The 19,478-nt window shown below is 53.0% G+C and carries 19 protein-coding genes; 9 read left to right on the plus strand and 10 right to left on the minus strand.

Going from position 1 to position 19,478, the window contains the following annotated elements; genetic code table 11:
* Nucleotides 1–33: 33 nt before the first annotated feature.
* Both KP80_RS02725 and KP80_RS02730 read right to left on the minus strand, forming a co-directional pair.
* Nucleotides 34–942 (minus strand): hypothetical protein, encoded by a 909-nt coding sequence (locus KP80_RS02725; RefSeq protein WP_052282049.1) that lies wholly within the window; start codon nucleotides 940–942, stop codon nucleotides 34–36.
* A gap of 205 nt (nucleotides 943–1,147) precedes the next feature.
* Nucleotides 1,148–1,474: a cupin domain-containing protein gene (locus tag KP80_RS02730; RefSeq protein WP_052282050.1), complete on the minus strand. Its 327-nt coding sequence runs from the start codon at nucleotides 1,472–1,474 to the stop codon at nucleotides 1,148–1,150.
* Between the two features lie 142 nt (nucleotides 1,475–1,616).
* Here KP80_RS02730 and KP80_RS02735 point away from each other — a divergent pair, with 142 nt between their 5' ends.
* A complete protein-coding gene (locus KP80_RS02735; RefSeq protein ID WP_052282051.1) occupies nucleotides 1,617–2,309 on the plus strand; it encodes an aspartate/glutamate racemase in 693 nt (230 codons plus the stop codon).
* On the opposite strand, the gene KP80_RS02740 is transcribed toward KP80_RS02735, so the two are convergent.
* The gene (locus KP80_RS02740; RefSeq protein ID WP_052282052.1) at nucleotides 2,296–3,231 is read right to left on the minus strand and encodes a LysR family transcriptional regulator; all 936 of its coding nucleotides are present in this window, start codon (nucleotides 3,229–3,231) and stop codon (nucleotides 2,296–2,298) included. The two genes, KP80_RS02735 and KP80_RS02740, sit on opposite strands and share 14 nt — an antisense overlap.
* A gap of 118 nt (nucleotides 3,232–3,349) precedes the next feature.
* On the opposite strand from KP80_RS02740, the gene lysA reads away from it, so the two are divergent.
* Nucleotides 3,350–4,606: a diaminopimelate decarboxylase gene (gene lysA / locus KP80_RS02745; protein ID WP_052282053.1), complete on the plus strand. Its 1,257-nt coding sequence runs from the start codon at nucleotides 3,350–3,352 to the stop codon at nucleotides 4,604–4,606.
* Nucleotides 4,607–4,649: 43 nt separating this feature from the next.
* On the opposite strand, the gene KP80_RS02750 is transcribed toward lysA, so the two are convergent.
* Nucleotides 4,650–5,663 (minus strand): LacI family DNA-binding transcriptional regulator, encoded by a 1,014-nt coding sequence (locus tag KP80_RS02750; protein ID WP_052282054.1) that lies wholly within the window; start codon nucleotides 5,661–5,663, stop codon nucleotides 4,650–4,652.
* A gap of 300 nt (nucleotides 5,664–5,963) precedes the next feature.
* Between KP80_RS02750 and KP80_RS02755 the strand changes: the two genes are divergently transcribed.
* Genes KP80_RS02755 through KP80_RS02770 form a run of 4 tightly spaced genes read left to right on the plus strand, consistent with a single transcriptional unit; the run spans nucleotide 5,964 to nucleotide 10,030 of the window.
* Nucleotides 5,964–7,301, plus strand: a complete 1,338-nt coding sequence (locus KP80_RS02755) for a PTS sugar transporter subunit IIC (RefSeq protein ID WP_052282055.1) — start codon at nucleotides 5,964–5,966, stop codon at nucleotides 7,299–7,301.
* Between the two features lie 7 nt (nucleotides 7,302–7,308).
* The gene (locus tag KP80_RS02760) at nucleotides 7,309–8,736 is read left to right on the plus strand and encodes a glycoside hydrolase family 1 protein (RefSeq protein ID WP_052282056.1); all 1,428 of its coding nucleotides are present in this window, start codon (nucleotides 7,309–7,311) and stop codon (nucleotides 8,734–8,736) included.
* Between the two features lie 47 nt (nucleotides 8,737–8,783).
* Nucleotides 8,784–9,557: a GntR family transcriptional regulator gene (locus KP80_RS02765; RefSeq protein WP_052282057.1), complete on the plus strand. Its 774-nt coding sequence runs from the start codon at nucleotides 8,784–8,786 to the stop codon at nucleotides 9,555–9,557.
* A complete protein-coding gene (locus tag KP80_RS02770; protein ID WP_052282058.1) occupies nucleotides 9,554–10,030 on the plus strand; it encodes a GNAT family N-acetyltransferase in 477 nt (158 codons plus the stop codon). The genes KP80_RS02765 and KP80_RS02770 overlap by 4 nt, the downstream gene beginning before the upstream one ends.
* On the opposite strand, the gene galR is transcribed toward KP80_RS02770, so the two are convergent.
* Nucleotides 9,991–11,007 (minus strand): HTH-type transcriptional regulator GalR, encoded by a 1,017-nt coding sequence (galR, locus tag KP80_RS02775; protein WP_052282059.1) that lies wholly within the window; start codon nucleotides 11,005–11,007, stop codon nucleotides 9,991–9,993. The two genes, KP80_RS02770 and galR, sit on opposite strands and share 40 nt — an antisense overlap.
* Before the next feature lie 618 nt (nucleotides 11,008–11,625).
* On the opposite strand from galR, the gene aas reads away from it, so the two are divergent.
* Together aas and lplT are read left to right on the plus strand one after the other, a co-directional pair.
* On the plus strand, nucleotides 11,626–13,785 hold the full coding sequence (aas, locus tag KP80_RS02780; RefSeq protein ID WP_052282060.1) for a bifunctional acyl-ACP--phospholipid O-acyltransferase/long-chain-fatty-acid--ACP ligase: 2,160 nt from the start codon (nucleotides 11,626–11,628) through the stop codon (nucleotides 13,783–13,785).
* The gene (gene lplT, locus KP80_RS02785; RefSeq protein WP_052282061.1) at nucleotides 13,778–14,971 is read left to right on the plus strand and encodes a lysophospholipid transporter LplT; all 1,194 of its coding nucleotides are present in this window, start codon (nucleotides 13,778–13,780) and stop codon (nucleotides 14,969–14,971) included. Before aas ends, lplT begins: the two co-directional genes overlap by 8 nt.
* 52 nt (nucleotides 14,972–15,023) lie before the next feature.
* Here lplT and KP80_RS02790 read toward each other — a convergent pair whose 3' ends face one another.
* The 5 genes from KP80_RS02790 to KP80_RS23275 all read right to left on the minus strand — a co-directional run bounded on the left by KP80_RS02790 (nucleotide 15,024) and on the right by KP80_RS23275 (nucleotide 18,482).
* Complete coding sequence (locus tag KP80_RS02790) at nucleotides 15,024–16,064, minus strand: NADP(H)-dependent aldo-keto reductase (RefSeq protein WP_052282062.1); 1,041 nt, start codon at nucleotides 16,062–16,064, stop codon at nucleotides 15,024–15,026.
* Between the two features lie 250 nt (nucleotides 16,065–16,314).
* Nucleotides 16,315–16,533 carry a YgdI/YgdR family lipoprotein gene (locus tag KP80_RS02795; RefSeq protein ID WP_052282063.1) on the minus strand — a complete coding sequence of 73 codons (219 nt, stop codon included), beginning with the start codon at nucleotides 16,531–16,533 and terminating at the stop codon, nucleotides 16,315–16,317.
* A gap of 123 nt (nucleotides 16,534–16,656) precedes the next feature.
* Nucleotides 16,657–17,370 carry a TerC family protein gene (locus KP80_RS02800; RefSeq protein ID WP_052282064.1) on the minus strand — a complete coding sequence of 238 codons (714 nt, stop codon included), beginning with the start codon at nucleotides 17,368–17,370 and terminating at the stop codon, nucleotides 16,657–16,659.
* Between the two features lie 195 nt (nucleotides 17,371–17,565).
* Nucleotides 17,566–18,252 carry a DNA mismatch repair endonuclease MutH gene (gene mutH, locus KP80_RS02805; protein ID WP_052282065.1) on the minus strand — a complete coding sequence of 229 codons (687 nt, stop codon included), beginning with the start codon at nucleotides 18,250–18,252 and terminating at the stop codon, nucleotides 17,566–17,568.
* 116 nt (nucleotides 18,253–18,368) lie between these two features.
* A complete protein-coding gene (locus KP80_RS23275) occupies nucleotides 18,369–18,482 on the minus strand; it encodes a hypothetical protein (protein WP_231625899.1) in 114 nt (37 codons plus the stop codon).
* A gap of 454 nt (nucleotides 18,483–18,936) precedes the next feature.
* Here KP80_RS23275 and rppH point away from each other — a divergent pair, with 454 nt between their 5' ends.
* Complete coding sequence (gene rppH, locus KP80_RS02815; RefSeq protein WP_052282067.1) at nucleotides 18,937–19,467, plus strand: RNA pyrophosphohydrolase; 531 nt, start codon at nucleotides 18,937–18,939, stop codon at nucleotides 19,465–19,467.
* Nucleotides 19,468–19,478 lie beyond the last annotated feature (11 nt).

Here is a 19,478-nt window from a genome sequence, read left to right on the forward strand (position 1 = left end):
CCTGAACAATTAATAAATCGTTAAGTGTTAGTGCTATATCATCAGAATACCGACGGGTGTTAAATTGCTACAGTGACGCATGAGATCGCCTGGCGAAACGAACATATTATTGTTTGCTTGCAGCGCAGTTAATGGATTAAAACGATTGGTTGCGGTATCAATATTTAATAACGCTGCATGCGCTTCGGAAAAATGGTAAATAGCTTCAGCCAGCGCATCGGTCATCGCAGGCGCTGGCTGGGAGGTATCCTCCATGAACGATTTATACAGAGCTTCACATAACGCTTCATCGCTCGCAGTTTCTGGCGCAGCGACTGAATCCTGCTGGGTAAAGACCGGTTGTCTCTGCGTTGTCCAGTCGATCGCTTTCTCCAGCAGCGTCTCTCCGATCGTCGAATCTAGCTGTACGGCATGGCGGAACTGTAGCCGGAAGTTGTTGCCTGCGTCGTCAAAACACTGGGCAACAAACTGTGAGCACACCATCGGATGTTTACCCGGTGTCTGATGTTGTTGAATATAGTGGGTTATCGTGGAAGTTAGCTTTTGAAAAATTCTAATAATGATCTGCTGTTTCTGACTGGTTATTGAAAACTTCTTGTACATCAATAATAACCCAACCATATATAAACCAGTGTTATCATACGGTTCATTATTATTGAGGTGGTGTCGTGCTGCATCAATAACGGGGTTAAGCGATGACGGTGTGGTGTGGCGATATACGTGAATTGTACGACCTATAAAACGACGCTCGGCGGCATTGAGGGTAACTTGCGGTGGTGTTTCTTCAATGATCGTCGGTGGCATGGCATTAAAATACATAGCCGCATGACTGACTGGTGCATCGGTGAGGAAAGTAATGGCCCAGGAAATAAAGCTTTTCTTTTCTGGTGAGAAAAGCAAAACATCAGCAGGGTGCAGCTCATCGATAGAAATCCTTTTCATATATATTCCTTTTATATTTAGAAAATTGATTAACGCGAATGTGTAGTAGAATATCGTTAATTATTTTGAGGGAACTGTGATGGGAATCTGATTTATAACTCATCCAAAATAGTGAATATTTAAGATGTCGCTGATATAAATGCCAGGAATAATACGGAGAAAGGATAGCCGCTTTCAAATAGAAAAGCGGCTGGGCGGTTAAGCATTACGCCTTCAGGAAATCCTGGCGGACTGGCGTAAAGGTATCCAGCAGAGTACCGGCTTTCAGGCACACGCAGCCGTGCATAATATTGGGCTGTTTGTACAGCGTATCGCCTGCACCGACGATGTGCTTCTCTTCACCAATGGTGAACTCGAATTCGCCGGACAGCACGTAGGTTAGCTGTTCGTGCGGGTGATTGTGCATAGGGCCAATAGCGCCTGCTTCGAAGTTAACTTCGACCGCCATCATCTTGCCATCGTGCGCGAGGATGCGGCGGGTTACGCCATTGCCCAAATCTTCAAGGGTGGTCTCTTTATGAAAAATAAACATCCAGCAGTCCTATTTTATGTTGAAACGGTGTTTCATTAAATTTATCTCAGAAACCAACAAAAAGAAAACTCTCGCCGCAGATGTGGAAAGTTGATCACAACTTTGGTTCACTGGGAGGACGACAACGAATAAGGATAAGCGCATGAAAACGATCGGCCTGCTGGGTGGTATGAGCTGGGAGTCCACCATTCCGTACTACCGTTTGATCAACGAAGGAGTGAAGCAGCAGCTGGGTGGCCTACATTCGGCAAAAATTCTGCTGCATAGCGTTGATTTCCATGAGATTGAGGCCTGTCAGTCGCGCGGAGACTGGCAGCTTGCAGGAGAGATTCTGGCGCAGGCGGCTGTGGGTCTACAGCAGGCAGGTGCGGAAGGTATCGTGCTGTGCACCAACACGATGCACAAAGTGGCCGACGCGATTGAAACCGCTTGCGACGTGCCGTTTTTGCATATTGCTGATGCAACGGGCCGTGCCATTAGCCAGCAAAATATGAGCAACGTGGCGCTGCTGGGCACTCGCTACACCATGGAGCAGGATTTCTACCGCGGGCGGCTACAGGAAGAATTTGGCATCAGCACATTGATCCCGGAAGCCGCTGATCGCCAGCGGATCAACCAGATAATCTTTGACGAACTGTGCCTGGGAGAATTTAGCGATGCGTCACGTGATTATTATCTCGGCGTGATTGCGTCTCTGGCGCAGCAGGGGGCGCAAGGGGTGATCTTCGGCTGTACCGAAATTGGTCTGCTGGTCCCGGCTCAGATGAGCCCGCTGCCGGTGTTTGATACAGCCGCTATTCACGCGGCGGACGCGGTGGAGTTTATGCTTTCTTAATCGGGTTAAGCACCGCGTCAAACGGCTCGATTATCCGCCCGAGGTTTTGCTGCAAATGTGCGGTAAAGGTTTCGATGAGCGCGGACGTTGGCCGATGCTGCGGGCGCACCAGGCTCACGGTAAAGGGGACGTCAATGCTGAAACGGCGTATGACGACACCGCTATTCACATAGTCGAGTGCGGTCAGCGGGTTGACGATGGATAGACCGACACCCGCTTTGACCATCGCGCAAATGGACGCTGCGCTGTGGGTTTCAACCACCATTCGCCGCTTAATATGATGTTCATTAAACAGCGTGTCGAGCAGCTGACGATAGCTGTCGGTGCGCGACAGGCTAATGTAGTTTTCACCCTGAAAATCAGCGGGAGTCAGCACTTCTTTGTTCGCCAGCGGATGCGCCGCGGGGAGTACGCAAACTTCATTCAAGGTGAGCAGTGGCGTCCGCTCGGTTCCGGCAGGTGTGTGCGTTGTTTCGGTCAGCCCCAGATCGTGACGCTGTGCCGACAGCCACTCTTCCAGCAGCGGTGACTCCTGCGGTACGATTTGAATATTGACCTGCGGGTAGCGGGATAAAAATGGCTGCAGCAGCAGCGGTAAAAAAGATTGTGAGAACACCGGCAGACAGACAATAGACAGCTCACCCTGACGGAACTCGCGCAGGCTTTCCGCCGCGCTCACGATACGGTCGAGGCCGTACCAAGAGCGTTGAACCTCTTCAAATAAACGTAATCCTTGGACGGTGGGATGCAAACGCCCACGGCTGCGCTCAAACAACTTTAGCCCCAGAACCTGCTCAAAGCGCGCCAGCTCGCGGCTGACGGTCGGCTGCGACGTATTCAATAAACGCGCGGCTTCGGTCAGGTTTCCCGCCGTCATCACGGCGTGAAAGATTTCGATATGACGTAGGTTAACTGCAGGCATGGGCGTTCCTTATATCAGCATGTCCATATCATTTTTGCATAGACTCTCGACAAAACGATATTTTTTATTCTCTTTCGACTGTGGCGTAATCATAAAAAAATGATAACCGGAGTTCGCTATGCCACGCCCGCTCAACAACACTGACACCGACCTGACCGCCGACAACCTGCTGCGCCTACCTGCCGAGTTTGGCTGCCCGGTGTGGGTTTATGACGCGCAAATTATTCGTGCGCAGATCGCCAAGCTAAATCAGTTCGACGTTATCCGTTTTGCCCAAAAGGCCTGCTCGAATATTCATATTCTGCGCCTGATGCGTGAGCAGGGCGTAAAGGTGGACTCGGTATCATTAGGTGAGATTGAACGCGCCATCGCGGCGGGCTTTGTGCCGGGTAAAGATGAGATCGTCTTCACTGCCGACATGATTGATGGCGCGACGCTTTCAAGAGTACATGAATTGCAGATTCCGGTGAACGCGGGGTCGGTGGATATGCTCGAACAGCTGGGCGAAGTATCGCCGGGCCACCGCGTATGGCTGCGAGTGAATCCAGGTTTTGGCCACGGGCACAGCCAGAAAACCAATACCGGCGGTGAAAACAGCAAGCACGGTATCTGGTATAGCGATCTGCCAGCGGCGCTGGAAGTCATTCAGCGCTATAAACTGAAACTTGTCGGTATTCATATGCATATCGGTTCCGGTGTGGACTACGGTCATCTGGAGCAGGTTTGTGGTGCGATGGTGCGCCAGGTGGTGGAATTCGGCCAGGATCTGGAAGCGATTTCGGCGGGCGGTGGGTTATCTATTCCTTATCGTGAAGGGGAAGAGTCGATCAACGCCGATCACTACTTTGGCCTGTGGAACCGCGCGCGTGAGGAGATCGCCAAACATCTGGGACACCCGGTGAAGCTGGAAATCGAACCTGGGCGTTTCCTGGTGGCAGAAGCCGGTGTGCTGGTGGCGCAGGTGCGTAGCGTCAAAGAGATGGGCAGCCGTCACTTTGTCCTGATCGACGCAGGCTTTAACGATCTGATGCGCCCGGCGATGTACGGTAGTTATCATCATATTTCCGCACTGGCGGGCGATGGCCGTTCCCTGGAACAGACACCGCAAATTGAAACGGTTGTCGCCGGGCCTCTGTGCGAATCGGGCGATGTGTTCACTCAGCAGGAGGGTGGTAAAGTGGAAACGCGCCTGCTGCCAGAAGTTGTGCCGGGGGATTTTCTGGTGCTACATGATACTGGTGCGTACGGCGCGTCGATGTCATCAAACTACAACAGCCGTCCACTGCTGCCGGAAGTGCTGTTTGATAACGGTGTGGCGCGACTGATCCGTCGTCGTCAGACGATTGAAGAGCTGTTAGCGCTGGAATTAATCTAAACAAGAGGCGCTTCCGGGTGCGTACCGCACCCGGAATAGGACATTACGATCCGTAATACGGCCCGGTGGTCACCGAGTCGCGCAGTACCAGAGTGCCGGTAAATGGCGGAATGGTTTCGATCTCTTCGCCGCTGGCCAGCTTAATCGCCTGGTCAATAGCGGTCACGATCATGTTGTCGATCGGCAGATAGACGGTCGACAATCCGGGTTCAAGCCACTTTGCGCTAGGCGCATCATCAAAACCAAACAGCGAAATATCCTGCGGAATACGCAGCCCCGCCTGATGCAGTGCTTTTGAAGCGCCGAGTGCCATATCATCGTTGCACGCGAACAGGGCGCTAAACGTCACTTTCTCAGCCAGCAAGGCATTACACATGTCATAGCCACAGTTCATGGTTGAGTCACCGTGTTTGACCTTTGCCGGATCCCACGCGATCCCATTTTGCTCCAGCGCCCGGCGATAGCCTTCCAAACGGGCCTTACCGGTTGGCGTATGGATAGGAACGGTAATGCAGGCGATATCCCGATGCCCCTGAGAAATCAAATACTCGACGGCCTGAAATGCCGCGTCCTGCTGTTCGAAGAACACGCAGCGATCGCGAGCCTGGCTGACGTCGCGGTTGATAACCACCAATGGCATCGGCGTGTTATTCACCAGTGACATAATGGCTTTCTCGCTCATATGGCGCGTGTAGAGCACGATGGCATCACACTGGCGATCGGCGAGCATTTGCACCGCCTGTTCTTCACGCTCGGGCGTGTCGTGTCCATCGGTGACGATAAGCTGCTTGCCCCAGGCTTCCGTCTGGCGGGAGGCCTGCTGAAGCAGGCGGCCAAAGTAGAAACCATCGAAGGTCGAAACCACAAGGCCGATGCTGTTGCTGGTCCGGTTTGCCAGCGAACGCGCCAGAAAGTTTGGCCGATAACCCAACTCTTCCATCGCTTTGAACACCTGCTGACGAGTGCTCTCTTTAACCTGACCCGTACCATTAAGCACGCGAGATACCGTCGCCTTAGAGACGCCCGCGTGTATTGAGACATCCAGCATCGTTGCCATTATTATTTCCTGAGACTCCGTAATACGTCGCAGTCTACCACAGACACTGCGGGGTTAAGTGAACTGCCTGGGGGGTAAAAAACCTATCGCGATCACGCTTTTGCAGTATCCCGTCCTAAAAAAGCCACGATAAGAATGTGGTATGCCAATAATCAAATTAATCTTATTCTGGAATACCAAATTAGAGGTTGAGAGCTCAATCACAGAACGTTTTTGCAGCAATAGCTATTTTTGGTATGCCAAAAGGTGTTTGGCCGTACACCTGGTGCGCTAAATAGTCCTTAACCCGAGGTATCCTCTATGGCATTACAGGAAAAACTAATTGATTCTCTGGGGAGTTTCGCTACGAAATTCAACAGCTACCGCTATATTATGGCGATCAAACACGCCTTCATTACCCTGATGCCAGTGATCATTGTTGGGGCATTTTCGGTACTGATTTCCAATATGGTGCTGGATCCCAAAAACGGTCTTGCCAGCTTCCAGTCACTGTCGTTTCTGGCCACGCTCAAACCGATTACCAGCGCGCTAAACTATGCCACGCTTAACTTCCTTAATATCGGTGCGGTTTTCCTGATAGGCATTGAGCTCGGGCGTATCAATGGTATTAAGACGCTGTTTCCCGGTCTGTTGGCAGTCATTTGCTTTATCTGCGTCACGCCGACGACCGTTGAAATGATGGTCGATGGGCAAATGCGCGAGGTGAAAGATGTTCTGCTACGCCAGTTCTCCGATACCCGCAGCCTGTTCCTCGGTATGTTTATCGCCATTTTATCGGTTGAAATCTACTGCTGGCTGGAGGCGCGAAAAGGCCTGAAGATCAAAATGCCGGACACGGTGCCACCCAACGTCGCAGCTTCGTTCTCGGCGCTGATTCCGGCGATTATCACCACCACGGCCATCGCCACTTTCGGCTTCGTTTTCCACCAGATAACCGGCATGTATCTCTACGATGCGGTGTATCAGGTTGTGCAGCAGCCGCTTGAACGGGTTATGCAGAGTTTGCCGGGCATCTTGCTGTTGATGTTTGTCGCGCAGATCTTCTGGGTTATCGGTATTCACGGTAACCAGATGATCAAACCGATCCGTGAGCCCCTGCTGCTGGGGGCGATCACCGTCAACATGAGCGCTTTTGAGCAGGGCAAAGAGGTGCCGAATATCATCACCATGCCGTTCTGGGATGTTTATATGAGCATCGGGGGATCCGGCCTGACCATAGGTCTCTTAATCGCAGTCATGATCGCCACCAAACGCAAAGAGATGAAAGAGATCGCCAAACTTTCGATAGGACCGGGGATCTTTAACATCAACGAACCGGTAATCTTCGGTATGCCGATCATGCTTAATCCCATTCTCGCTATTCCTTTCATCATCACGCCGCTGGTAACTGGCAGTATCGGTTATTTTGCGACGGTGACCGGTTTTGCGGGCAAAGCCGTGGTGATGGTGCCGTGGACTACGCCGCCGCTGATTAACGCCTGGCTGTCGACGGCCGGATCGATGGGGGCAGTGGTCACTCAGCTTATCTGTATTGTGGTTGCGGTGCTGATCTATCTGCCGTTCGTCAAAATTGCTTCCCGTCGCGCAGAGATCTCCGAGCGGTTGGCAGAGAAATCCCCCGCTACCGATACCCTGTGAGGACGCTATGAGCATAAAACGGATGACTATCCCACAGGACTTTATCCTGGGCGCGGCGGCTTCGGCCTGGCAAACGGAAGGCTGGAGCGGCAAGAAAGAAGGCCAGGATTCATGGCCAGATCTTTGGTACAAGAACGATCGCCATGTCTGGCATAACGGCTATGGCCCGGCGATTGCGACCGATTTTATCAACCGCTTCCGTGAAGATGTACAGCTGATGAAGCTGGCAGGTTTGACCCACTACCGTACCTCGATTAACTGGTCGCGCTTTCTGGTCGACTATGAAACGGTAACGGTAGATGAAGAATACGCAGCCTACTATGACCAACTGTTCGACGAGATGTTGGCTAACGGAATTGAGCCAATGATTTGCCTGGAACACTACGAGCTGCCGGGCTATCTGCTGGAGCAATACGGTGGCTGGGCCAGCAAAAAGGTGGTTGAGCTGTACATTCGCTATGTTGAACAGGTCTTTGCTCGCTACCACCATAAAGTGACGCGCTGGTTCACCTTTAATGAGCCGATTGTGGTGCAAACTCGCGTCTATCTTGATGCGCTGCGCTGGCCGTATGAACAAAATACCGCGACCTGGATGCAATGGAACCACCACAAAGTGTTGGCAACGGCCAAAGTGGTTCAACTGTTCCGCGCGAAAGGTTATCGGGGCACGGTGGGCTGTATTCTCAATCCGGAAGTGACCTATCCGCGTTCTAGCGCCGCGCACGACAGGCGTGCTGCGGAGATTTACGACCTGTTCTATAACCGTGTTTTCCTCGATCCTTTCGTACACGGTGCCTATCCGCAGGAGCTATTCACGCTGCTGGAGAAACACGGCGTGGCCTGGGACTACAGCGCCGAAGAATTGGCGATCATCCGCGATAACACTGTCGATGAGTTGGGGATTAATCTTTACTATCCGCACCGGGTAAAAGCGCCATCGCGAGCGTGGCATCCCGACACGCCGTTCCACCCGGCCTGGTACTACGAGCCCTTCGAACTTCCCGGCAGGAAGATGAATAACTCCCGCGGCTGGGAGATTTATCCACGCATTGTTTACGATATGGCGATGCGGATAAAGAACGACTACCGCAATATTCCGTGGTTTGTTGCCGAAAGCGGAATGGGCGTGGAGAACGAAGGTCAGTTCCGTAACGCCGACGGCGTGATTGCCGATGATTATCGAATTCGTTTTATCAGCGAGCATTTATGGCAAACGTTGCGGGCGCGGGAAGATGGCGCTAACTGCCATGGCTATATGTTGTGGGCCTTTACCGACAACGTCTCGCCGATGAATGCGTTTAAAAATCGCTACGGGCTGATTGAGATTGATCTGCAAAATGACCGCGCGCGCCGTCCTAAAGCCTCAGCCAACTGGTTCCGCCAGCTGCGCGAAAGCCGCGAACTGACTGTGGATATCGATGATGAGTGGCGCTAAATTTTGCTAAGATAGCGGCGGAATAAGCTTAACGTACAGGTGATATCGTGGAGAAGGCAACCGTCCCGCCGGAAAAGAAGCCGTATCAGGAGATTGGCGAAGATTTGCGCGCTCAGATAATGCAGGGGCGCTATCCCGTCGGGTCACGCCTGCCACCGGAGCGCAATATCGCTGAAACTTATGGCGTCAGCCGAACTATCGTGCGTGAAGCTTTGCTGATGCTGGAACTGCAGGGCACGGTCGATATTCGTCAGGGCTCCGGCGTTTACGTCATGCGTGTCCCGCAGGAGGATGATGGCGAAGAAGAGCAGATGCTCAGCAGCGACGTCGGGCCGTTTGAAATTTTGCAGGCGCGACAGCTGCTGGAAAGCAACATCGCGGCCTTTGCCGCCAAAATGGCGACCCGTGCGGATATCGATAACCTCAAGCAGATTATCGAACGGGAGCAGCGTGCGATCGCCATGAATGATACCAGCCAGGACAACAGCCGCCTGTTCCATCTAGTGCTAGCTGGGGCGACGCAAAACCAGATGTTGCTGGCGACCATCGAACGCGTCTGGCTGCAGATGGACAGCAGCCCGCTGTGGCAGCAGTTTAATGTGCATATCGCCAGTCGCGCCTATCGCCTGAAATGGCTTGGTGACCGGCAAACCATTCTTGCTGCGCTACGCCGTCGAGATGTGATGGGGGCCTGGCAGGCGACGTGGCAGCATCTGGAAAATGTCAAAAATAGCCTGTTGGAGCTTTCCGACGAAGATGCGCCGGATTTCGACGGCTATCTGTTTGAGTCGGTGCCTATCTTCCAGGGAAAACAGCTGTGATTATCCAGCCGCTCTACGCTGCTCCGCAGCATGCGGGACAAGTCAGCCGCTGGCTGTGGCAGGAATTTGGTGAAGGGCTATCGGCCACGTTTTTTGCAAGTATCATTCATCACAGCATGACGCCAGACGCGCTGCCGATAACGTTTGTGGCGACCGAGGGTGACAGGCTGCTGGGGACGGTAGGGCTTTGGCGCTGTGATCTCATTACCCGTCAGGATCTGTGGCCGTGGATGGCGGCGCTCTATGTCGATGAATCCGCGCGCGGGCGTGGTTTAGCCGGCGAGTTACAGCTGCACGTCAAAGAATATGCCCAAGGGCTGGGCTTTGATGCGCTGTATCTCTATTCGGCCTGTCGTGATTTTTATGAGCGATTTGGCTGGCAGTATATCGGTGATGGCCTGGATTACCCGGACACCACCGTGCATCTGTATCGTTACGATTTTGGCGTATCGGCTGGCGTAATCACTGAATGACGGCGCACCAGCGTTGGGCTAAACAGGTGAGTAATATCCGGTAGAGGGCGTTTTTCCGCCAGTGCCAGCGCCAACTCAGCCGCCTGAGTTGCCATAGTGACAATCGGGTAGCGAATGGTGGTTAAACGCGGACGCACATAGCGCGACACCAGTACGTCATCAAACCCCATCAGCGAAATTTCCTGCGGTACATCAATGCCATTATCATTGAGCACGCCCATGGCCCCTGCTGCCATCGAATCGTTATAGCAGGCTACTGCGGTAAACTGTTTACCGCGGCCCAGCAGTTCGGTCATCGCCAGTTCGCCGCCGCTCTCGTCCGGTTCAGCAAAAGTCACCAATCGGTCGTTACACGGTAGACCGTGTTCTCTTAACGCATCGTAATAGCCCTGCAGGCGGTCTTCCGCATCTGAAATCGCGTGGTTAGAGCAAATATAGCCGATACGGGTATGCCCTTGTTGAATCAGGTGACGAGTCGCTAGCCAGGCGCCGTAGCGGTCATCCAGCGCCACGCAGCGTTTTTCAAAACCGGGCAGAATGCGGTTGATTAACACCATGCCGGGGATTTGCTTCATCAACCCGGCCAGTTCGGCATCGGGAATAAGCTTGGCGTGGACGACGAGCGCCGCGCAGCGATGGCGGATCAGTTGTTCAATGGCCTGACGCTCTTTCTCTTCATTATGGTAGCCGTTGCCAATCAGCAGGAAATTGCCGGTGTTATAGGCGACTTGCTCCACGGCTTTCACCATGGCGCCAAAAAAAGGATCGGATACATCACCCACCACCAAACCTACGGTTTCCGTTGACTGCTGCGCCAGCGCGCGTGCGTTAGCATTAGGATGGTAGTTCAATGACTCCATGGCAGAGTTGACGGCCTGACGTGAAGCATCGCTGGCTTTGGGGGAGTTGTTGATGACGCGAGATACGGTTGCGACGGAAACGCCTGCAAGCCGTGCCACATCCTTTATTGTCGCCATAATATGCCTTCATGTTCTTTCGGTGGGTAAACGTTTACACCATAACAGTGTTACGGAAATCCCTGTTGTATTCAAGGATGACTCTGTGGGGAAATGCACAATATTGAGGCGTCGGTGACGTTTTTTTAGTGCGTTACACTGCGGTTATGCAAGCAAAAGGGAATATTCAAATGTTTGCTTACACTTTGCGAAACGCTGTTGCGAATGTCTGCTGGAGCACCTGGGATGCGAATTGATAATCTGACTCTCCCAGAGGTATTGATAGGTGAAGTCGGCCCTAAAGGTTGATCACTTGATTACACCAACCTGCGCAGATGCGCAGGTTTTTTTTTACCCGTCTCTCGTCCTGTAACAGTTCTCGATAATCGCAATACCTCGTTGCACTTACGCTCACTCTCTTGCGCTTTTTCGCTGGTTGCCCGCGGCGCTGAAAGAGACAATTGTGGTCCCAGAGGTATTGATTGGTGAATGTTTTAATGTGTGCTTTGCACACGCCATCACTTACACCGACCTGCGCAGATGCGCAGGTTTTTTTTTGCCTCCGCCGGCCCGTTTGCTGCATTTCCCCAGTTTTCTCGTGTACCCTGAAATGACAAAACGACGACAAATGGAGTTGATATGCTTCTGGGGTTCTTTCGACAGATTTTTAAGGTGTTATTCCGTGTAAGGATGACCGGCAACACCGACTCGCTTCGTCAGCCAAAAGTGCTGATCACGCCTAATCACGTTTCATTCCTTGATGGCGTCCTACTGGCGCTGTTTCTCCCTGTTCGCCCCGTGTTTGCCGTTTACAGCTCGATTTCTGAAAAATGGTTTATGCGCTGGCTAGCACCAATTATCGATTTTGTGCCGCTTGATCCGACAAAACCGATGTCAATCAAACACCTGGTTCGCTTGATTGAGAAGGGCCGTCCAGTGGTGATTTTCCCCGAAGGGCGCATTTCGGTTTCCGGCTCGTTGATGAAAATTTATGACGGCGCGGCCTTTGTGGCGGCGAAGTCCGGGGCCACGATTATCCCGGTGCGTATCGAAGGGGCGGAGCTGACCTATTTCAGTCGTCTGAAAGGGCTGGTAAAACGCCGGTTATTCCCCCGCATCCAACTGCACCTGTTACCGCCTACGACGCTGCCGATGCCGGAAGCGCCGCGTGCCCGTGACCGCCGTAAGATTGCCGGTGAGATGCTGCATCAAATTATGATGGAAGCGCGGATGGCGGTGCGTCCGCGCGAAACGCTGTATGAATCGCTGCTGTCGGCAATGCGTCGTTACGGCGAGAAAAAAACGTGCATAGAAGACATTAACTTCCAGCCGGACAACTATCGAAAATTACTGACTAAAACGCTGTTTGTGGCGCGAATTCTGGAAAAATACAGCCAGAAGGGCGAAAAGATCGGTTTAATGCTGCCCAATGCTGGTATCAGTGCAGCGGTGATTTTTGGTGCCATTGCTCGCGGGCGCATCCCGGCAATGATGAACTACACGGCTGGCGTGAAAGGGCTCACCAGCGCTATCACTGCGGCGCAGATTGGCACCATTTTCACCTCCCGTACCTTCCTTGATAAAGGCAAACTCTGGTATCTGACCGAGCAGTTGACCCAGGTGCGCTGGGTATTCCTCGAAGATTTAAAAGGCGACGTGACCACCGCCGATAAGCTGTGGATTTTCTCCCGCGTGCTGATGCCGCATCTGGCGCAGGTCGCTCAGAAACCGGAAGACCCGGCGATTGTGCTCTTTACCTCCGGCTCAGAAGGCCATCCAAAAGGCGTCGTACACAGCCATAAAAGTATTCTGGCCAACGTCGAGCAGATTAAAACCATCGCCGACTTCACCGCCAACGACCGCTTTATGTCGGCACTGCCGCTGTTCCATTCATTTGGGCTGACGGTCGGGCTGTTCACCCCGTTATTGACCGGCGCGGAAGTGTTTCTCTATCCAAGCCCGCTGCATTATCGCGTCGTGCCGGAGCTGGTCTATGACCGTAACTGCACCGTCCTGTTTGGTACGTCAACGTTCCTGGGTAACTATGCTCGCTTCGCCAACCCGTACGATTTCTATCGTCTACGCTATGTGGTGGCCGGGGCGGAAAAGCTCCAGCAGAGTACGAAAGAGCTGTGGCAGGACAAATTTGGCCTGCGCATTCTGGAAGGCTACGGCGTGACGGAATGTGCGCCGGTGGTCTCCATTAACGTGCCGATGGCGGCGAAACCGGGCACGGTCGGCCGTATTCTGCCGGGGATGGATGCAAGGCTTCTGGAAATTCCAGGTATCGAGAAGGGCGGACGCCTGCAGGTGAAAGGGCCGAACGTGATGTCAGGCTATCTGCGCGTTGAAAACCCAGGCGTGCTGGAAGTGCCGACGGCGGAAAATCAGCACGGAGAGTTGGAAACTGGCTGGTATGACACCGGCGATATCGTGGCTTTTGACGCGCAGGGGTTTGTGCAAATTCAAGGCCGTGCCAAACGTTTCGCCAAAATCGCCGGCGAGATGGTTTCGCTGGAGATGGTTGAGCTGATGGCGCTAGGCGTATCGCCGGATAAAATGCACGGCACGGCGGTGAAAACGGATGCCAGCAAAGGCGAGGCGCTGGTGCTATTTACCACCGATAATGAACTGACCCGCGAGAGGCTTCTGCAGTATGCCCGGGCAAACGGCGTACCTGAGCTGGCGGTTCCTCGCGATATCCGCTATCTGAAACAGCTGCCTCTTTTGGGCAGCGGTAAACCGGATTTCGTTACCCTTAAAAGTATGGTTGCAGAGACGGAACACCCGAATGAGTGAGTCAGTACACACTAACCCATCTATTTGGTCGAAAGGCATGATGGCGGTTATTTTTGCCCAGTTCCTCTCGGCTTTTGGCGACAACGCGCTGCTGTTTGCGACTTTAGCGCTGATGAAGCTGCAGTTCTACCCGGACTGGAGCCAGCCGGTGCTGCAGATGGTGTTTGTGGGTGCTTACATCATTTTTGCACCGTTCGTCGGCCAGGTGGCGGACAGCTTTGGCAAGGGCCGGGTCATGATGTTTGCCAACGGCCTGAAGCTGGTGGGCGCAGCGACAATTTGCGTGGGGATTAACCCGTTTGTCGGCTATACGCTGGTGGGGATTGGCGCAGCTGCCTATTCCCCGGCGAAATACGGCATTTTGGGGGAAATCACCACCGGCGATAAGCTGGTCAAGGCCAACGGCCTGATGGAGGCCTCGACGATTGCAGCGATTCTACTGGGCTCGGTGGCTGGCGGGATTGTTGCTGACATGAGCGTGGTGGGCGCGCTGGCGCTTTGCGCTATCGTGTACGGTGGCGCAGTGGTGGCGAATATCTTTATTCCCAAGCTGCCTGCGGCACGCCCTGGGCAGTCCTGGCGTTTTCGTCCAATGACCGCCAGTTTTTTCAACGCCTGCAACGAGCTGTGGAACAACAGTGAAACGCGGTTCTCACTGCTTGGCACCAGCCTGTTCTGGGGCGCAGGCGTGACCCTGCGTTTCCTGCTGGTGCTGTGGGTGCCGCTGGTGCTGGGATTAACCGATAACGCCACGCCAACCTATCTCAATGCCATGGTTGCCGTCGGGATTGTGGTGGGGGCTGGCGCCGCGGCGAAGCTAGTGACGCTGGAAACTGTGGCCCGCTGCATGCCTGCGGGCGTGCTCATTGGCGTAGTGGTGGCGATTTTTGCCCTACAACATGCCATTCTGCCGGCCTACGTTCTGCTGTTTATCATTGGTATCTGCGGTGGCTTCTTTATCGTGCCGCTCAATGCGCTGCTGCAGGATCGCGGTAAGCACACCGTGGGATCTGGTAACGCGATTGCGGTGCAGAATCTCGGCGAGAACAGCGCGATGCTGATTATGCTGGGATTGTATTCATTGGCGGTAGCGGTGGGCATTCCGGTGGTCGGCGTCGGCGTGGGCTTCGGGGTGCTGTTTGCGCTAGCCATTATTGTGCTGTGGCTGTGGGGAAAACGGCGCTAGCGGTTGTCGCCACAATAGAAAAACTCAGGGGCGCCATTGCGCCCCTGAAACGTTACGGTGCCGGATAGGTATAAACCTGATGCACCGCTTCAATTTCCGCCAATACCTCTTCGCTTAGCTCCAGATGCAAACTCTCAACGTTGGTTTTGAGCTGCTCCATGGTGGTCGCCCCTAAAAGCGTGCTGGCGACAAACGGCTGACGACGTACGAAAGACAGCGCCATCTGTGCCGGATCAAGGCTATGACGCTTGGCGATATCGACGTAGGCCGCGACCGCTTTTTGCGTCTGCTCACCACTGTAGCGGGTGAAACGGCTAAACAGCGTATTGCGGGCTCCGGCTGGCTTCGCGCCGTTGAGATATTTGCCGGTCAGCGTGCCGAACGCCAGACAGGAATAAGCCAGCAGCTCCACGCCTTCAAACTGGCTGACTTCCGCCAGCGCCACTTCGTAGCTGCGGTTCACCAGGCTGTACGGGTTCTGGATAGTGACAATGCGCGGCAGGTCGTGTTTGTCCGCCAGATGCAGATAGCGCATCACGCCAAATGCCGTTTCGTTTGAGACACCGATATAGCGAATTTTACCCGCGCGCTGGTACTCGGTGAGTGCTTCCAGCGTTTCCAGCAGTGAAACCACCGGCGCCGAATCGGCCCAGGCGTAGCCCAGCTTGCCAAAGCAGTTGGTTGGGCGCTGCGGCCAGTGCACCTGATACAGATCGAGATAGTCGGTCTGCAGACGCTTTAAGCTGTTGTTCAGCGCATCGCGAATGTTTTTACGGTCAAGCGCCTGATTAGGACGGATGCCGCTGTCGTTATTACGCGTCGGCCCGCTGACCTTTGAGGCAATCACCAGCTTTTCGCGGTTGCCGTGTTTGGCAAGCCAGTTACCAACGTAGGTTTCAGTCAGCCCCTGGGTTTCCGGGCGCGGCGGGACGGGGTACATTTCAGCGACATCAATCAGATTGATGCCCTGGCTTACGGCGTAATCAAGCTGTGCATGGGCGTCGGCTTCGCTATTCTGTTCACCAAACGTCATTGTGCCCAGCCCAAGAGTGCTTATCTCAAGCGAGCTGTGGGGGATACGGTGGTACTGCATAAGCCGGCTTCCTTTTATCAACAGCGTCAGGAAAGAGTCCTGACAAAGGAATATCAAAATGGCAGAGGGGAAGAAAAAGGGGAAGTAAAAAATTAAAAAGGCCAGCTGGCGGCTGACCTATACACAAAATAATTCGAGTTGCAGGAAGGCGGCAAGTGAGAGAATCCCGATGTGCTTACTCGAGTAAGTGATTCGGGTGAGCAAACGCTGCCAACGCGCATGCAACCTGGAGTATGACGAATGTATACGTTTATCGTTTAATGATTTGCGATACGTCGTCACGGTTGATCTGCATCTGATTACCCTGCTGATCTTCATAGCTGATAAGGCCCGTGTCGTCATCAACTTCTGGTTTACCATCCGTAAGAATCATACGGCCATCTTTGGTCGCCATGACGTAATCGCTGCTACAGCCGGAAACTGCGAAAGCTAAACCCACTGCGGAAATCAATACTGCCCATTTTGTCATCGTTATCCCCTCCATCACCGCACTCTCAATAGTCTAGTAATAACCGACTCAGAGAACAGCATAAAGCAGGAAAATCTTAAAAAAATCAGACATGGCCCCCAAAAGGAGGCCATCGGTAGCAGATTACAGTGGGTTTTTCTTGTTTCTCAGGAGATTGAGGCTTTCAACCGAGATGGAGAAGAACATCGCGAAGTAGATGTAGCCTTTCGGTACGTGCACGTCGAAGCTTTCCAGAATGAGCGTAAAGCCGACCAGTATCAGGAACGACAGGGCCAGCATCTTCACGGAGGGATGGCGATCAACAAATTCGCCGATCGAACGCGCGGCAAACATCATCACACCCACCGCAATCACCACGGCCGCCATCATGATGAACAGATGGTCAGAGAGGCCAACGGCGGTGATGACCGAATCGAGGCTGAAGATGATATCCAGCAGCATAATCTGCACAATAGCGCCGATAAAGGAGTGTACGTTGGTCTTAATGCTCTCTTCATCACCTTCAATCGACTCGTGAATTTCCTTACTGGCTTTCCAAATAAGGAATAATCCCCCAAGTAGCAAAATCAGGTCGCGAATAGAGATGGCCTGATCGAACACGGTGAACAGCGGATTGGTCAGTTTGACGACCCAGGCGATGGAGGCCAGCAGCGCCAGACGCATAATCATCGCCCCCATTAACCCAATTCGACGGGCGTGGGCGCGTTGGGCAGTAGGGAGCTTAGCGACAACCAGAGAGAGGAAAATAATATTATCGATTCCCAGAACTATCTCTAACAGCGTCAGAGTGCCGAGCGCGAGCCAGGCGTTGGGGTCGGTGATCCATGCAAATAACATTAGATAAGTCCTGCCAAAAAAACGAAGCGTTAATTGATGTACGTTGAATGTCTACTCAGCGGGACGCAGGCAAGGCTCACCCCAGAAACGGATCCCTGTCGAGACGGGGGAAAGCAAAGGAAAACCGGCGAATTTACGATGAATAGCTGGAGTGATTATAAGCCCGCAGCGCGACAGGACAAAAAATTAATGCACTTAAGGCATAAAGTGACGGGCCAGTAGGGCGGCGGTAAAATTCTTCTTCAGGTAGAAACCGCGCGGAAGCGTCATGATGCGTTCGCCCTTCGCCCCGATGGCTTCGGTCAATGCTTTGCTGTTTGCCGCCTTCGGGCGCAGTTGCAGCACTTCGCCGTGGCGCGCGGTAATCCGTTCGACCTGACCTAGCACGATAAGATCCATCAGCTCCTCCCAGTCCATCCTGAGCTGGTGCTCCTCGTCAGCGCTTGGCGTCCATAGAAGAGGAGAACCGACCCGACGTTCTGAAAGTGGAATTGCCCGCTCGCCTTCAACAGGGATCCACAGCACCCGTTTGAGCTTGTGGCGAACGTGGCTGTTCTCCCAGGTGACGCCAGAGTTACCGGTCAGCGGGGCAACGCAAACAAACGTGGTCTCCAGCGGACGGCCCAGGGCATCAATGGGGATAGTTTTTAATTCAACCCCTAGCGCGGCAAAATCCTGCTCGGGTTTGCTGCCGGCACTTGCGCCGAGCCAGATTTCCAGCAGGATGCCAATCCAGCCTTTGTCTCGCTTTAAATCCTTCGGTGCCACCATACCTGCCATCGCCGCCAGTTCACCCAGCGAATAGCCTGCCAGGCGCTGCGCCTGAGCGAGCAGTTCGGCCTGCGTTTTCGGTGAGGAAGGGAGTGGAGCAAGGGTAGACATCATAACGCGCCTTTCGCTTAAAAAATGAACGGTAAATTCACCGGGTGTGGACAGAGTTTAACTTTTTCTGGGTAAATATGACAACGTAATGATTAGTATGGTGTTTTTTTAATTATTCACGGGTAAAAAACGGCGAAAAAAAAGGTTTTCCAAATCTGGTCACTGACAATGAACAGGATCTTACACCATGTTATCCACAGAAAAGTGGGATAACTGGGGAAAAGCCCCACTACTGTTTCAATTTACAGCCTTGACGTGCGACGAAAATCGAATTTTTGCACAAAAGGTGTCTAAGATGTTGGCACAATCTGTGGATAAAACCGACGTTGCTCGATCTTTCATCAATGGAAGGATCGCCTATGTGACGATCATCACGTTATAGCATCATCCTGGCGTATGAATACTAATAACATAATGAAAAATAGCGTTTTACTGAAACCGCCAGGCGTGCGATTATTCAGAGTACTCTGGGTTTTCCCTGGGTAAACCCCCACTTCTTCACAACTCTATCCACAGAAAAAGTGAATAAAATCGGTCGTTGTCACGCTTTGCTGTTTATAACTCTGATGATTACTGTGAGTTATTCAAATGTTATTCGTGATGAGGCAGTGCAATAGAGTGGTTTACCGTTTCCAGCGAGTGTGAAACAATCATTCACATTGAAGCTTATTTTGAGGTAGTCCGGTGATTGATGACGATGGCTACCGCCCAAATGTTGGTATTGTAATTTGCAATCGTCAGGGTCAGGTTATGTGGGCCCGGCGCTATGGTCAGCACTCCTGGCAATTCCCGCAAGGGGGCATAAACCCCGGTGAGACAGCAGAACAGGCGATGTATCGGGAACTGTTCGAAGAAGTAGGATTAAGCCGTAAGGATGTACGGATCCTCGCTTCGACCCGAAACTGGTTGCGTTACAAGTTACCAAAACGTTTGGTGCGTTGGGACACTAAGCCGGTTTGTATCGGCCAGAAGCAAAAGTGGTTTCTCTTGCAGTTGATCGGCAATGACGCGGATATCAATATGCAGACCAGCAGCACGCCGGAATTTGATGGCTGGCGCTGGGTGAGTTACTGGTATCCGGTGCGCCAGGTCGTTTCGTTTAAACGCGACGTCTACCGCCGGGTGATGAAAGAGTTCGCCAGTGTAGTCATGGCGCTTGCGGAGAGCGCGCCAAAACCGCAGCCCGCGCCTGCTTATCGACGCAAAAGAGGTTAAGCCACGCACAT

Source organism: Kluyvera genomosp. 1 (genome assembly GCF_001266615.1).
Lineage (GTDB): Bacteria > Pseudomonadota > Gammaproteobacteria > Enterobacterales > Enterobacteriaceae > Kluyvera > Kluyvera cryocrescens_A.

What these genes read in the sequence shown, in the direction of transcription:
- KP80_RS02740 (WP_052282052.1), bottom strand. Translation starts at nt 3,231, where the DNA reads ATGCCTGCAGTTAACCTACGTCATATCGAAATCTTTCACGCCGTGATG.
- KP80_RS02735 (WP_052282051.1), top strand. Translation starts at nt 1,617, where the DNA reads ATGAAAACGATCGGCCTGCTGGGTGGTATGAGCTGGGAGTCCACCATT.
- KP80_RS02790 (WP_052282062.1), bottom strand. Translation starts at nt 16,064, where the DNA reads ATGCAGTACCACCGTATCCCCCACAGCTCGCTTGAGATAAGCACTCTT.
- galR (WP_052282059.1), bottom strand. Translation starts at nt 11,007, where the DNA reads ATGGCGACAATAAAGGATGTGGCACGGCTTGCAGGCGTTTCCGTCGCA.
- KP80_RS02750 (WP_052282054.1), bottom strand. Translation starts at nt 5,663, where the DNA reads ATGGCAACGATGCTGGATGTCTCAATACACGCGGGCGTCTCTAAGGCG.
- aas (WP_052282060.1), top strand. Translation starts at nt 11,626, where the DNA reads ATGCTTCTGGGGTTCTTTCGACAGATTTTTAAGGTGTTATTCCGTGTA.
- mutH (WP_052282065.1), bottom strand. Translation starts at nt 18,252, where the DNA reads ATGTCTACCCTTGCTCCACTCCCTTCCTCACCGAAAACGCAGGCCGAA.
- KP80_RS02795 (WP_052282063.1), bottom strand. Translation starts at nt 16,533, where the DNA reads ATGACAAAATGGGCAGTATTGATTTCCGCAGTGGGTTTAGCTTTCGCA.
- KP80_RS02730 (WP_052282050.1), bottom strand. Translation starts at nt 1,474, where the DNA reads ATGTTTATTTTTCATAAAGAGACCACCCTTGAAGATTTGGGCAATGGC.
- lysA (WP_052282053.1), top strand. Translation starts at nt 3,350, where the DNA reads ATGCCACGCCCGCTCAACAACACTGACACCGACCTGACCGCCGACAAC.
- KP80_RS02755 (WP_052282055.1), top strand. Translation starts at nt 5,964, where the DNA reads ATGGCATTACAGGAAAAACTAATTGATTCTCTGGGGAGTTTCGCTACG.
- KP80_RS02725 (WP_052282049.1), bottom strand. Translation starts at nt 942, where the DNA reads ATGAAAAGGATTTCTATCGATGAGCTGCACCCTGCTGATGTTTTGCTT.
- KP80_RS02760 (WP_052282056.1), top strand. Translation starts at nt 7,309, where the DNA reads ATGAGCATAAAACGGATGACTATCCCACAGGACTTTATCCTGGGCGCG.
- KP80_RS02800 (WP_052282064.1), bottom strand. Translation starts at nt 17,370, where the DNA reads ATGTTATTTGCATGGATCACCGACCCCAACGCCTGGCTCGCGCTCGGC.
- lplT (WP_052282061.1), top strand. Translation starts at nt 13,778, where the DNA reads ATGAGTGAGTCAGTACACACTAACCCATCTATTTGGTCGAAAGGCATG.